We start from the raw sequence: 13,342 nt of genomic DNA on the forward strand, positions 1-13,342 counted from the left end.
CGTGTCCGATTCCGCTAAAACTGAATGCGGGGGGCACTGGGGTACTGGGGTTGGACATTCTAGGAGGACCGTCATGGTCGGCATGATGCTTCAGGAGTCTGTGCGCGAAATACCGGAAACCAAGATCGACACGATCCCGTCGGTGAGCTCGGTCGACTTCCAGCAGACGATCCCGCGGAGCCTCGTGCACCGCGCGGCCGTCTCGGAAGTTTTCGTCACCGACCTGCACATCCTCGGCGAAGGCCGGTTCGAAGTCGGCGCGCAGTGGCCGCGCCGGCACAGCTTCTTCGGGCCGCGGACGCCCGTGTTCCACGATCCGATGCTTTACGCGGAGACCGTCCGCCAGGCCGCGCTGCTGATCGCGCACCGTGCGTACGGTGTTCCGCTCAGCCACAGCTTCCTGTCGGACCACAAGGCGTACGACGTCGACGAGCCGGGCCTGGCCACCCGGGGCCGGCCGGTCGACGTGGTCCTGCGGGTCAGCGCGCACGAGCTCGAGTTCCGGGGCAAGAACGTCGGTGGCATGCGGCTGGACTTCGAGTGCTTCCGCGACGGGCGCCTGATCGGCACGGCGTCGGAGCGCTGGCGCTGCGTGTCCTCGGCGGTCTACCGCCGGGTGCGGGGCGACCACTTCGCGGCGACGCCGTTCCAGGCCGCGGTGCTGCCCGCGGTCGTGCCGGCGTCGGTCGGCCGCGACCGCGTGGAGGACGTCCTGGTGGCGGCGACGCCGACGGACGGCACGTGGGCGCTGCGCTTCGACCCGGACCACGCGGTGCTCTTCGACCACCCGGTCGACCACGTGCCGGGCATGGTGCTGCTCGAAGGGGCCCGCCAGGCGGCGCTGCTGGCGGTCGGCGACCCGTACGCGCTGCCCGAACGCGCGGACTTCCGCTTCGACTCGTACGTCGAGTTCGATTCGGAGTGCCTGCTGGTGGTCGACGCGGACCCGGCCGGCCCGGGCCGCACCCGGACCGTGCGGGTCGACGTCCGCCAGAAGGGCGCCACGGCCGCGAGCTGCACGCTGGCGCTGCACTTGTCGTGAGAACCGGTGAGCAGGACCTCCTGGTCACCGGCGCGACCGGCTTCGTCGGCACGGCGGTGCTGCGCGAGCTGGTCGCCCGCGGCGAGGGCGCGCGGGTCCGCGTCCTCGCCCGCCGCCCGCTGCCGGGGTGGATGACCGACGCGGGCGTGACGACCTGGCGCGGCGACGTCACCGACGCGCCGGGCCTGGTGGGGCTGTGCACCGGCATCACGACGCTGGTGCACCTCGCTTCGCAGGTGGGGGGTGACCAGGAGCTGTGCACGGCCGTCAACGAGGACGGCACGGCCAACCTCCTGGCGGAGGCCCGCCGGGCGGGCACGGCGGAGGTGCTGTACCTGAGCACCTGCGCGGTCTACCAGGACGGGGTGCACCGGGGAGCGCTGGAACCGGCGAGCGAGCAGGGGGCCGGCCCGGCGGACGGGGGCAAGGGGGCTGGGTCCGGTCCGGGGACGGACCCAGCGGTGGAGGCCGGTCGCGGCGGGTCGAGGTCCGATCTGGGGGCCCTGGCCGGTCATGGTGGGCTGTGGGGCGCCTCGGGTTCGGGGTCGCCGGCCGGTCGTGGCGGGTCGGGCTCGGCCCCGGCTTCGCCAGCCGGCGGGCCGGGCGGCGAGTCCGATCCCGGTGCGCCGGCCGAACCGCAGAGCGCGCCCGCGACCGGGCCCGCGTCCGCCACCAGCCGCAGCAGGCTGGCCGGTGAACGGCTCGTCCTCGCCGCCGGTGGGGTCGTGCTGCGGCCGCACCTCATCCACGGTGACGGTGACCGGCACGTCGTGCCCGCGCTGGCCCGGTGGATCAGCGCGGTCCCGGCTTGGGCGGCGGGCGGCGAGGCCCGCACCTCGCTCGTGGCGGTCGCCGATCTGGCCGCCGCGATCGTGGTGCTCGCCCTCAACCCCGGCACCGGCGGGACGGGCGAGGTCTACCACGTGGCCGACCCCGACCCGGTCCGGCTGCGCGGCCTCATCACGGCCGTGTGCGAGCTGCTCGACCTCCCGGTACCGGTCGCGGACCTCTCGCTGACCGAGCACCGGGACCGCACGCGCGCGGCCCTCCCGGCCCTCACCGACCACCAGTACTCCCTGCTCACGCGGGACCACTGGTACGACAGCACCCGCATCTGGGCCCTGACGGGCGTTTCGCCGGGCCCGGGCTTCGGCCCGCGCCTCGCCGAAGCGGCCGCCTGGTACCGCGGGTCACTGGGGGCGGTCCGGTGAACGAAGGTGGACCGTCCATTGCGGACGGTCCACCTCGTTCACGCACTCAGCTCAGCGTCACCGCCGTGTCGTCGAGGCAGAAGGACGTCTGCAGGGACGAGTCTTCGGTGCCGGTGAAGGTCAGCGTCACGGTCTGCCCGGCGAACGCCGAGACGTCGACCGTGCGCTGCTGGTAGCCGGTCGCCTTGTCCAGGTTGGAGTAGGTCGCCAGCGTCGTCGACCCGGCCTTGACCGTCAGCTTGTCGTACTGCGTCGTGGTCGTGGTCTCCGCCGAGTCGATGTGCAGGTAGTAGCTCAGCGAAGCGTGGCACCCGCTGGGGATGGTCACCGCCTGCGAGAGCGTGTCGGTGTGCGTGGTGCCGTAGCCGTTCAGGTAGGCGAGGTACGTGCCGGAGTGCGGCGCTTCACCGTCGGCGGACGTGGTGATCACGCCGCTGGACGCCGTCCACGCCGTCGCGCCGCTTTCGAAGCCGGGGTTGGCCAGCTTCTGGCCCGAGCAGCCGCCGCCCGGGGACGTGATGGTCCACGTGAACGTCGTGCTGCCGGTGGCGCCGGAGGAGTCCTTGGCGGTGGCGGTCACCGAGTACGTCCCGGCCGTGGTCGGGGTGCCGGAGATCAGCCCCGAAGAGCTGATCGACAGCCCGGCGGGCAGGCCGGTGGCGGTCCAGGTGTAGCCGCCGCTGCCGCCGGACGCCGACAGCTGCAGGCTGACCGCCGTCCCGGTGACGCCGCTCTGGTTGCCCGGGTTCGCCGCGGTGACCCCGCCGGAGGACGTCCCGGCGGTGAAGGCGGCGGTCCCGTTGGGCGTGCCGAGCCCGGTGGGGCCGTCCCAGCCGGCGCCCGCCTTGCACTGCACGGTCGTCGAGCAGCTGCCGTTGCTGCCGGACGTGACGTCGTTGAGGTTGCCCGCGTGGGAGTAGGGGTACGCGGCGGGCGTGTCGGACGCGCCGGGCGTGCCGGCGAGCGCGTAGACCGACGCGATGATCGGGGAGGACGCGCTGGTCCCGCCGTAGACGGCCCAGCCGCTGCCGCCGTAGGTCTGGTAGACCGCGACGCCGGTCTGCGGGTCGGCGACCGCGGAGACGTCGGCGTTGGCGCGCTTGGCGCACCCGGTCGTCACGTTCTGGAACGCCGGCTTGGGCACGCTGGTCGAGCAGCCGCTGCCCGCGCCGCTCCACGCGGTTTCGGTCCAGCCGCGGGTGCCACCGCCCTGGGTGAGGGAGGTGCCGCCGACGGCGGTGACGTACTGCGACGAGGCCGGGTAGCTGATGCCGTAGCCGTTGTCGCCGGTGCTCGCGGTGATCGCGACGCCGGGGTGGTGGAAGTAGCTGGAGTCGGAGGTGTTCTCGGTGCCGTCCTCACTGCCGCCGTAGCTGTTGGAGACGTACTTGGCGCCCAGGGAAACGGCGGTGTTCACCGCGGTGCCGAGGTCCGCCATGCTCGGCTGGTTCGACTCGACGAGCAGGATGTGGCAGTTGGGGCAGATCGCCGAGACCATGTCGACGTCGAGGGAGATCTCACCGGCCCAGCCGCTGTCCGCCGTCGGAAGTGGGCTGCTTTGCCCGTTTTCGTTGACCTTCTTGAAGCAGCCGTTCGCGGTGGTGCAGGCGGGCAGGCCGTACGTCGACCGGTAGGTGGCGAGGTCGGCTTCGGCGTTCGGGTCGTCGTTGGAGTCCACAATGGCCACGGTGGCCGACGCGCTGCCGCTCGCCGTGAGGTTGTACGCGGAGCGCAGCCCGCTCGGCCCGAACCCGCTCGGCAAGGCGTTGGGGGCGAGCGCGGCGCGCATGGTGTCGGTCTGGCGTTCGGCGAAACACGTTGCCATGCCCGGTTTCGCCGTCTGCGCGCACACGCGGGCCGTCGGGTGGACGGCGGTCGTGGCGGACGCCGCGGTGGCCGGGAGCGCGGGGGTGGTCAACGCCAGTGCCGCGAAACCGGCGACGGCGAGGATTCTTCGGGGTGGACGGCGCATCGAGTCCTCCTGGAGGGAAGTCGTGCGGACGGGGGACCCATGGGTGTCCTGTTTATACAGTCCGCCGCGGGCCGGCGGACCCTTTCCGAAGGGGGGCAATGAATTGCTCCGCCGCGGTTCCGCCGAATGGCCCGCGGACCAATCGGCCACGGCGGCCCGTTCCCGCCCGATCGGGACGAATCGGCGGGTGCGCGCGGCCGACTTTCGTCGCGAACCGCCCGCGACTTTAGTCGGGCCGGGCGCGGTGAACCCCGTGGCGCCGCCGTCCGTGTCAGGAACGGGGTACGGAGCGGAAGTACGGGAGCCTGTGGTGACTGCCATCGACGAAGACCGGGACCGGCGCGCGCAAGCGGGCTGGAACGTCGACCCGGTCCTGATCTTGACCTTGGTGCTGCTGCTCGGGTTCCTGGCCCAGGGGCCGGTGCGGCGGCTGCTGGCCACCCCGGTGCTGCAGAGCTGGCTGACGGTGTTCGTGGCGGTGGTCGTGCAGGCGCTGCCCTTCCTGGCCGTCGGCGTGCTGCTGTCGGCCGGGCTCGCGGTCTTCGTCCCGCCGTCGTTCTTCACCCGCGTGCTGCCGAAACGGCCGGCGCTGGCGGTGCCGGTCGCCGGGCTGGCCGGGGCGGTCCTGCCGGGCTGCGAATGCGCGTCGGTGCCGGTGGCCGGCGCGCTGGTGCGCGGCGGCGTGACGCCCTCGGCCGCGGTGGCGTTCCTGCTGTCGGCGCCGGCGATCAACCCGGTGGTGCTGGCGGCGACCGCGGTCGCGTTCCCCGGGCAGCCGCGGATGGTCGTCGCCCGGTTCGCGGCGAGCCTCGCGGCGTCCTGCGTGATGGGCTGGCTGTGGCAGCGGCTCGGCCGGCCGGACTGGCTGCGGCCTCGGGCGCACGCGCACGGTGCGGGCGAGGGCTGCGGCGAGGCGTTCTGGGGCTCGGTCCGGCACGACGTCATGCACGCGGGCGGGTTCCTCGTCGGCGGGGCGATGGCCGCCGCCACCCTCAAGTCCGTGGTGCCCTCGAGCTGGCTGTACGCCGCGGCCGGCAACCCCGTGGTGGCGGTCTTGGCGCTGTCGGTGCTCGCCGTGCTGCTGTCGATCTGCTCGGAGGCCGACGCGTTCGTCGCGTCCTCGTTGACGCAGTTCTCGCTCACGGCGCGGCTGGCGTTCTTGGTCGTCGGCCCGATGATCGACCTGAAGCTGTTCGGCATGCAGGCCGCGACGTTCGGCCGCGGGTTCGCGCTGCGGTTCGCGCCGGTGACGTTCGTCGTGGCCGCGGGGACCGCGGTCCTGACCGGGGCGGTGCTGCTGTGAACCGCACGGTGCAGGCGATCCTGCTGTTCCTCGTCGGCGGGGTCCTGCTCCACGCCGGCGCGACCGGGCTGTACCTGCGCTACGTCAAGGCCGGGTTGCGCCCGCTGGTGCTGGCGGCCGGGGTGGTGCTGGTGGTCGCGGCCGTCGCCACCGTCCGGTACGCGCGGCGCCGCCCGGCCGGGCCGCCGGGGCCGCGGATCTCGTGGCTGCTGGTGCTGCCGGTGTTCGCGCTGGTCCTCGCCGCGCCACCGGCGCTGGGCTCCTACAGCGCGATGCGCACCGGTACGGCGGTGACCGCCCCGCGGATCGTCGTCCCGCTCCCGGCCGGCAACCCGGTCCCGTTGACGGTGATCGGTTACGCGGATCGCGCGGTGTACGACCACGGCCGGTCCCTGGCCGGGCGCACCGTCACGCTCACCGGGTTCGTGGCGTTCGACCACGACGGCGCGCCCTACCTGATCCGCATGCTCCTCAACTGCTGCGCCGCCGACGCGCAGCCGGTCAAGGTCGGCCTGACCGGGCAGGTGCCCCCGGTGCTGCAGCCCGATTCGTGGCTGGAGGTCACCGGCGCCTTCACCTCAACGCAGGCGAAGGACCCGGTGAACGGCGGCACCATCCCGTTCCTCGACGTCGCGCGGGCCCAGCCTGTGCCGGCGCCGGACGACCCGTACGAAAGCCTCGGTTAAGGAGTCCCTTCGACGCCGTACCGGGCCGCCAGCTCGGTCCGCGACCGGATGCCGAGCTTCGCGTACACCCGGGTCAGGTGGTACTGCACGGTCTTGCCCGAAAGGAACAGCTCCGCGGCGACTTCCTTGTTCGACCACCCCTGGGCGACCAGCCGGCTGACGGCCTCCTCCTGGGGCGTCAACCGCGAGCCGGAGCGGGCGAGGTGCACCCCGCCCGCCTTCAGCTCGCGGTCGCACCGCTCGACGTAAGTCGCCGCGCCCATCGCGGCGAAGCCGTCGCGGGCCGCCGTCAGCACGACGTCCGCGCGGGCGCGGCGGCCCAGGCGGCGCAATGTCTGCCCGTAGCCGAAGTTGACGCGCGCCTGGTCGTAGCGCAGGGGCAAGGTGCTGATCAGTTCGAGGGCTTCGTCGAACGACGCGGTCGCGGCGGTGACGTCGCCGCGGGCACCGTGCAGCCGGCCGCGCGCCGCGGCGAGCCGGGCCCGGGCCGAACCGTGGCCGCGCTTGGCAGCCAGTTTTTCGTGCGGCGCAAGGAAGTCGTCGGCTTCGTCGAGCCGGCCGAGCAGGACCAGCGCGTGGGCGTACATGTCTTGCCACGGCCAGTGCCCGGGTTCGTCGGTGCTCAGCGCGGGCCGGGTCAGCGGGTACAACGCGCGTAACACGCCGGCGGAGTCGGCGCGGGCCTCGGCCAGCTGCGCCCGCGCGAGCTGGCTCGGCACGCGCATGATCGCGTAGTCGCCCGCGCCGGTAGCCGCCTGCAGCAGCACGGCTTCCGCGTCGTCGAAGTCGCCGCGCAGGGCGTGCACCGCCGACGCCGTCCACAGCAGCAGCGGGCCGGTGAGCAGGATCCCGGTCCGCTCCTGCAGGTCCAGTGCGTCGCGGATGGTCGCCAGCGCCTCGGTCCACTCGCCGGTGAGGAACTGCGTGCGGGCCAGCCAGGCCCGCGCCCACAGCGAAATCCGGGCGGACCCGCCGAGGTAGCTGGTCGGGATCGCGCTTTCCAGGTCGACGCGGGCGTCGTCGAGCCGGTCGGTGAGCAGGTTGAGCCAGCCGCGGGCCATCGTCGCGCGCTGGGCCTGCGCGCCGTGCGGCAAGCGCGCGGTGAGCTGTTCGTAGTCGCGTCGAGCCTGCTTCGCGCGCCCGGTGGCGGCCAGGCCGAGACCGCGGATGGCGGCGGCTTCGACGGCCGGGGGCGTGTCGGCGCCGGCCAGCTCGATGGCGCGGTCGGCCCAGCGCACGAGGTCGCCGCCGTCGTAGCGGGCGAGGGCGTCCAGGACGTACCGCTGGCAGATGAGCGCGGCGGTCTCCGGGTCGCGCTCGGCGTTGACGATGTCCCAGGCCCGTCGCAGCCGCGTGCCCGCTTCGGCGGCCCGGCCGCGGACCACGGCCAGGTACCCGAGAACCGCGTCCCGCAACGGGGTTTCGCGGCCGCTCTCGACTTCCGGCACCAAGGCCGCGGCGCGGAACATGTCGCCGGCGCCGATCAGCGCGTCGACGGCGCGGGTGAGCCGGGCCTGCCGGTGCCGGGGGTCGTCGGTGAGCCGGCTCGCGTCGCTGAGCAAGGTCGCGGCGGTGCCCCACGCGCCCTCGGCGGCTCGCTCGCGGGCGAGGTCTTCGAGCCGGTCCGCCAGCCCGGGATCGGGCACGGGACTGGCGGCGACCAGCAGCCGCAGCGCCCGGACCGGGTCGTCGACCAGCCCGGCGGCCCGGCGCTGCAGCCCGGCCCGCCGCGCCGGCCCCAGGTCGCTCAGCACCGCGGCCCGGACCATCGGGTCCGGCGGGCCGACGTGGGTGAGGCCGCGCGGCGCGAGCCGGACGAGGCCGGCGGCGACGGTCTCGTCGATCAGCGCGAGCGGCTCGACGTCGAGCTCGGCCAGCGACAGCACCGCGCGCACCGGGGTGTCCGCGCCCAGCACGGCCGTGGCCTCGGCGAACCGCCGCGCGGCCGGCGTGCAGGCGGCGAGGCTTTCGCGCACCCGGGCGTCCGTGCCGGCGGGCGCGGGCAACGCGGGGTCGAACCGGGACCAGATCGCGCGCGGGAGTTCGGTGAGCAGCTCGACGGCCGGGCGCGGCCGGCCCTCGGTGTGCCGGCGCAGGCGTTCGGCCATCGTCGGGTGCAGCGCGACGCCGTAGGCCGCGGCCAGCTCGCCGACCTGCGCGGCGTCCAGCGGCGGGAGGCGCGGGACGTCGGTCGCGAGCTTCGGCAGCAGGTCCAGGGCGTCGGCGGCCGCGCGCCGGGCACCGAGGTTCGCGGTCGCCAGGACGTGCAGGAGGACGTGGTGCCGGCGGGCGGAGCCGAGGGTCCGCAGCGATTCGACGTCCGCGAAGTGCGCGTCGTCGAGCACCAGGAGGGCGCCCGGTTCGACGCGGGCGGCGAGCTCCGCGGCGGTGCCGAGCGGGTCGGCCACCGGTAGGTCCGGGAAGGCCTGGGTCAACAGGGCGTACGGCCGGCGCGACTCCCACTCGGCCGCCGCCACGCGAAGGACCGGGCCGTCGTGGCGGCCGGCGAGGTGGGCGGCCAGCGCGGACGTGCCGATCCCGGGCGGCCCGGCGAGCAGGACGAACCGGCCCGGACCGGGCCGGAGCGCCTGCTCCAGGCCGGCCACGAGCTCCGCGCGCCCGATCAGCGGTGCCACGCTCACCTCACCGGTCTCAGCCGAGGTCGCCCCCGGCCACGGGCAGGACGGTCCCGGTCACGTACGAGGCCTCGTCGGAGGCCAGGAACGCGATCGCCGCGGCCTGCTCGTCCAGCGTGCCGTATCGCTTGAGCAGTGACGACTCGAGCGTCTGGTCGATGTGCGCCTGGAACCAGGCCCGCTCCCGCTCGGACTCCAACGCGGACCCGCCGCGGGAGACGCGCCGGGGCGGGGCGTCGGTGCCGCCGGGCGCGGTGGCGACCACGCGGATCCCCGCGCCGGCGTACTCGACGGCGAGCGACGCGGTGATCGCGTTGATCCCGCCCTTCGCCGCGGAGTAGGGGATCCGGTGGATGCCGCGGGTGGCCGCCGAGGAGACGTTGACGATCACGCCACCGCCCCGCTCGGCCATCGACGGCAGCGCGGCCCGGCAGGCGAAGAGCGTGGTCAGCAGCGACCGGCGCAGCTCGGCCTCGATCTGCTCGGGGGTGAACTCGGTGAACGGCTTGAACCAGATCGCCCCGCCGACGTTGTTGACCAGCACGTCGATCCGGCCGTGCCGGGCGAGCGCGGCGTCGACGACGGCCTGCGCACCCGCCCAGGTCTCCAGGTCGGCAACCACGGCGTCGCCCGCCAGCTCGCCGGCCAGGCCTTCGACGAGGTCCGAGCGGTCGGCCAGCACCAGCGCGCCGCCCTCGCCGGCGATCCGGCGGGCGGTCCGTTCGCCGATGCCCTGGGCGGCGCCGGTGACGACGACGACCTTGCCGTCGAACCGGCCGGGCGTGACGAACCGCGGCCGCTCGCCGGCGGCCATGGCCCGGCGGGTCGTGAGCTTCGACCGGTCGGCGTGCTCGGCGACCAGCCGCCGGGCCGTGGTGCGATCGCCGGCCTCGAACGCGGTGACGATGTCGAGGTGGTCCTGGGTGCAGCGGGGGTGGCACCAGGTGGCCTCCCGCAGTGTCGTCTCCATGTGGCCCTTCACGCCGAGCGCGCGGTAGGCCTGCAGGAGGTGCTCGTTGCCGGTGAGGGTGAACAGGTAGTCGTGGAAGGCCGCGTTGGCTTCGGTATACGCGGCGGCGTCGACGAACCGGTCACCGTCCACATAGGGCACGGCCGACTCGGCGAGCAGCCGGTAACCGGCGAGCTGCTGCGAGGTCAGCCGGCCGATGGTGAGTTCCAGGGCGCCCAGTTCGAGAGCCTGGCGGGCCTCGAATACGGCGTCCGATTCGTGCACCGACGGGTGTTCCTCACCGATCTCGTACCGCCCGGGCGCCGGGGGAGCCGGGAAGACGCCCTGGCCCGCGATCGTCCGCGCGACAGCGGCCTCTTCGGTCGCCGAAAGCGGCGTGCCCGCTCGCAGCGGCGTGACGGTGACGGCCGGGAACACGTCCTGCCCGGCCAGGTTCCGGCTCGCGGCCGGTTGCTCCACAATGGACTCAGGCTCGGGCTCGGGTGCCGCGGCGGGCTGCGGCGCGGCCGCGAGGGCGAACTTCTCGTAGTAGAACCCGGTGGGCTCGAACCCGGCGTCGGCGAAGTGCGTGCGCACGGCCTCGACCATCGGCGGCGGCCCGCACAGGTAGACGGCGACGTCGCCGCCGTGCAGGTGCTCGTCCCGGATGAGCGTGGTGACGTACCCCTTGTTCGGGGCCGCGCTGCCCGGGTCGGCGACGCAGTAGTCCCACGTGAGGTTGTCGACCTGGGCGGCCAGCTCCCGCAGCGTGCCGACCTCGACGAGGTCGTCGTCGGTGCTGACGCCGTAGACCAGGTGCGCCGGCCGGGTGGAACCGGCCGCGCGCAGCGCGCGCAGGATGGACAGGATCGGCGCGAGCCCGGTGCCGCCGGCCAGCAGGAGCACCGGGCGGTCGGTCTCCCGCAGGAAGAAACTGCCGTGCGGGCCGGTGAACGTCAGTGCGTCCCCCGGCTTCGCGCGCCGGGTCAGGTACTCCGACATCACGCCGCCGGGCGTGATCTTCACGAGGAACGTCAGGTGCTTGTCGTCGGGGGCGTTGCTGAACGAGTACGAACGCGTCTCGTCGGTGCCGGGCACGGCGATGTTGACGTATTGGCCGGGCAGGAACGCCAGTTTGTCCCGCTCCGGCGCCTCGAGCGTGACCGCGACGGTGGTGGGGGAGAGCCGGTCGAGCGCGGTCAGCGTGGCGGGGAAGGTCGCCGCCTGCGTCTTCGCGACCGCCGACGTGCTCGCGATCCGCAACACCAGGTCCGACTTCGGTTTCATGCTGCACGGCAGCACGTACCCGCGGCCGGCCTCGTCTTCGGTGAGCGCGTCGTCGATGTAGCTGCCGCCGTCGTACTCGCCGGACTCGCAGAACGCCTTGCACGTGCCGCAGGCGCCGTCGCGGCAGTCGAGGGGGATGTTGACGCGCTGCCGGTAGGACGCGTCCGCGACGGTCTGGTCCGGCGCGCACTCGATGAACCGGGTGACACCGTCCTCGAAGGACAGTGCTACTTGGTGCGTCATGGCGGGACCTCAGATGTGGTAGACGTCGACGACGTGGTGGATGTAGTCGTTCTTGAGCACCACGGTCTTGCGGCGGATCAGCGGCGCGGGACCGGAGAAGTCGATGGTGTAGAACGAAGTCCCGTAGTACGGGTCCACGGTCTTGTACCGGAAGTACATGGTGTGCCAGTTGAACCGGACGTCCACGACCTCCCCGCGCCGCTCGATCAGCTCGACGTTGGTGATGTTGTGGCTGGTCCGCGGCTCCGGGATGGAAGTCGCGCTGGAGCGCTCGGTGCGGATGCGGAACACCCGGTCCTCGAGGCCGCCCTTGTTCGGGTAGTAGATCAGCGAGATCGACGTCTGCGGGTCCTCGGTGAGCAGGTCGTCGTCGCCCCAGGAGGGCATCCAGTAGACGACGTCGTCGGCGTAGCACTCCAGCCACTTCTCGAACTCGCGGTCGTCGAGGTAGCGGGCTTCGCGGTAGAGGAACTGCTCGATGTCGTGCCGGGTGATCGTCTTTTCGGCGGTGGTCATCGGGTTTCTCCTCGCTCCGCGGCGATGGCGGCTTGCAGGGTTTCGCGCCAGTAGCCGTGCTGGACGGGGTAGAGGCCCTCGTCCTCGTTCTTCCGGCCGGCCGAGATGACGCCCTTCATGTCGAGGGCTTCGGCGACCTCGTCGGGGCCGGTCAGCCAGTGCTGCGCGCCGCGGCTCATGTCGTTCCAGGGCGCGGCGGTAGCGCGGAAGGTGAGCTGGCAGGAGCGGAACTCCTCCAGGTCGTCGGGGGTCGCCATACCGGAAGCGTTGAAGAAGTCCTCGTACTGGCGGATCCGCCACGCCCGCGCGTCGGCGCTCTCGCCCTTGGGGGCGATGCAGTAGATGGTGACTTCGGTCTTGTCGGGCGCGATCGGCCGGAAGTGCCGGATCTGCGTCGAGAACTGGTCCATCAGGTACACGTTCGGGTACAGGCAGAGGTTGCGGGACCCGCGGACCATGAACTCGCCCTTGGCGTCGCCGAACTCCTCCTTCAGCTCGTCCAGGCGGTTCCACAGTGGACGGTCCTGCGGGTTGCCCGCCCAGGTCCACAGGCACAGGTGGCCGTTGGGGTAGGACCAGTAGCCGCCGCCGGACTTGCCCCAGCTGCCCGCGTCGAGGGTCTTGGTGCTGTTCGTGGACTCGCCGGTGTTCCGGCGCGCGGTCGTCGCGGCGTAGTTCCAGTGCGTCGCCGTGACGTGGTAGCCGTCGGCGCCGTTCTCCGCCTGGACCTTCCAGTTGCCGTCGTAGGTGTAGGTCGACGCGCCGCGCAGCACCTCGAGGCCATCGGGGGACTGGTCGACGAGCATGTCGATCACCTTGGTGGTGTCGCCGAGGTGCTCTGCCAGCGTCGTGACGTCCGGGTTGAGGCTGCCGAACAGGAAGCCGCGGTAGGAGTCGAACCGGGCGACGCGCGTCATGTCGTGCGAGCCGCCGGTGTCGAAGCTCTCCGGGTAGCCGGCGCCGTCGGGGTCCTTGACCTTGAGCAGCTTGCCGTCGTTGCGGAACGTCCAGCCGTGGAACGGGCAGGTCAGCGTGGTCCGGTTGTCGGTCTTGCGGCGGCAGACCATCGCGCCGCGGTGGGCGCAGGCGTTGATCAGGCAGTGCAGCTCGCCGTTCTTGTCGCGCGTGATCACGACCGGCTGACGCCCGATGTAGGTGGTGAAGTAGTCGCCGGGGTTCGGCAGCTGGCTCTCGTGGGCGAGGTAGATCCAGTTGCCCTCGAAGATGTGCTTCATCTCCAGCTCGAAGACTTCTTCGTCGGTGAAGATCCGCCGGTTGGCGCGGTACACGCCGGCTTCGCGGTCTTCGACGACCGCGTCGGCGACGACGGCGGAAACGTGCTCCAGCATCTCTGTCATGGCTCCGAACCATGACAGGCCGTGGCGCCGGTCACCCCAGGCAAAAGCCTAGAGCTGACCTAGGGTGTGATTGAGAAACGCTGTTTATCAATCACCGTGAACCAGGTCTTTGTCTTCGATCAGCGACGTCCTTACCGTG

Annotated in this window: 9 protein-coding genes; 4 read left to right on the forward strand and 5 right to left on the reverse strand. The window is 72.7% G+C overall.

Going from position 1 to position 13,342, the window contains the following annotated elements:
* Window positions 1–142 precede the first annotated feature (142 nt).
* Window positions 143–1,042, forward strand: coding sequence for a ScbA/BarX family gamma-butyrolactone biosynthesis protein (locus ACIRSS_RS34920; RefSeq protein WP_400902602.1), 900 nt, complete (start codon window positions 143–145; stop codon window positions 1,040–1,042).
* On the forward strand, window positions 1,039–2,253 hold the full coding sequence (locus ACIRSS_RS34925) for an NAD-dependent epimerase/dehydratase family protein (protein ID WP_400902604.1): 1,215 nt from the start codon (window positions 1,039–1,041) through the stop codon (window positions 2,251–2,253). The genes ACIRSS_RS34920 and ACIRSS_RS34925 overlap by 4 nt, the downstream gene beginning before the upstream one ends.
* Window positions 2,254–2,299: 46 nt before the next feature.
* Here the strand turns inward: ACIRSS_RS34925 and ACIRSS_RS34930 are convergent, their stop codons facing one another.
* Complete coding sequence (locus tag ACIRSS_RS34930; protein ID WP_400902606.1) at window positions 2,300–4,225, reverse strand: putative Ig domain-containing protein; 1,926 nt, start codon at window positions 4,223–4,225, stop codon at window positions 2,300–2,302.
* Window positions 4,226–4,535: 310 nt separating this feature from the next.
* Here ACIRSS_RS34930 and ACIRSS_RS34935 point away from each other — a divergent pair, with 310 nt between their 5' ends.
* A complete protein-coding gene (locus ACIRSS_RS34935; protein WP_400902609.1) occupies window positions 4,536–5,528 on the forward strand; it encodes a permease in 993 nt (330 codons plus the stop codon).
* Window positions 5,525–6,214, forward strand: a complete 690-nt coding sequence (locus ACIRSS_RS34940) for a TIGR03943 family putative permease subunit (protein WP_400902612.1) — start codon at window positions 5,525–5,527, stop codon at window positions 6,212–6,214. Before ACIRSS_RS34935 ends, ACIRSS_RS34940 begins: the two co-directional genes overlap by 4 nt.
* Here the strand turns inward: ACIRSS_RS34940 and ACIRSS_RS34945 are convergent.
* From ACIRSS_RS34945 to benA, 4 genes are read right to left on the reverse strand one after another with little or no spacing between them, the layout of a single operon-like run.
* Window positions 6,211–8,850, reverse strand: a complete 2,640-nt coding sequence (locus tag ACIRSS_RS34945) for a LuxR C-terminal-related transcriptional regulator (protein WP_400902615.1) — start codon at window positions 8,848–8,850, stop codon at window positions 6,211–6,213. The two genes, ACIRSS_RS34940 and ACIRSS_RS34945, sit on opposite strands and share 4 nt — an antisense overlap.
* 16 nt (window positions 8,851–8,866) lie before the next feature.
* On the reverse strand, window positions 8,867–11,329 hold the full coding sequence (gene benC, locus ACIRSS_RS34950) for a benzoate 1,2-dioxygenase electron transfer component BenC (RefSeq protein WP_400902618.1): 2,463 nt from the start codon (window positions 11,327–11,329) through the stop codon (window positions 8,867–8,869).
* A gap of 9 nt (window positions 11,330–11,338) precedes the next feature.
* A complete protein-coding gene (benB, locus tag ACIRSS_RS34955; RefSeq protein ID WP_400902620.1) occupies window positions 11,339–11,845 on the reverse strand; it encodes a benzoate 1,2-dioxygenase small subunit in 507 nt (168 codons plus the stop codon).
* Window positions 11,842–13,203 (reverse strand): benzoate 1,2-dioxygenase large subunit, encoded by a 1,362-nt coding sequence (gene benA / locus ACIRSS_RS34960; protein ID WP_400902623.1) that lies wholly within the window; start codon window positions 13,201–13,203, stop codon window positions 11,842–11,844. The genes benB and benA overlap by 4 nt, the downstream gene beginning before the upstream one ends.
* Between the last annotated feature and the right edge of the window lie 139 nt (window positions 13,204–13,342).

This window comes from Amycolatopsis sp. NPDC101161 (assembly GCF_044768185.1).
GTDB lineage: Bacteria > Actinomycetota > Actinomycetes > Mycobacteriales > Pseudonocardiaceae > Amycolatopsis.

What these genes read in the sequence shown, in the direction of transcription:
- benA (WP_400902623.1), bottom strand. Translation starts at nt 13,203, where the DNA reads ATGACAGAGATGCTGGAGCACGTTTCCGCCGTCGTCGCCGACGCGGTC.
- ACIRSS_RS34930 (WP_400902606.1), bottom strand. Translation starts at nt 4,225, where the DNA reads ATGCGCCGTCCACCCCGAAGAATCCTCGCCGTCGCCGGTTTCGCGGCA.
- benC (WP_400902618.1), bottom strand. Translation starts at nt 11,329, where the DNA reads ATGACGCACCAAGTAGCACTGTCCTTCGAGGACGGTGTCACCCGGTTC.
- benB (WP_400902620.1), bottom strand. Translation starts at nt 11,845, where the DNA reads ATGACCACCGCCGAAAAGACGATCACCCGGCACGACATCGAGCAGTTC.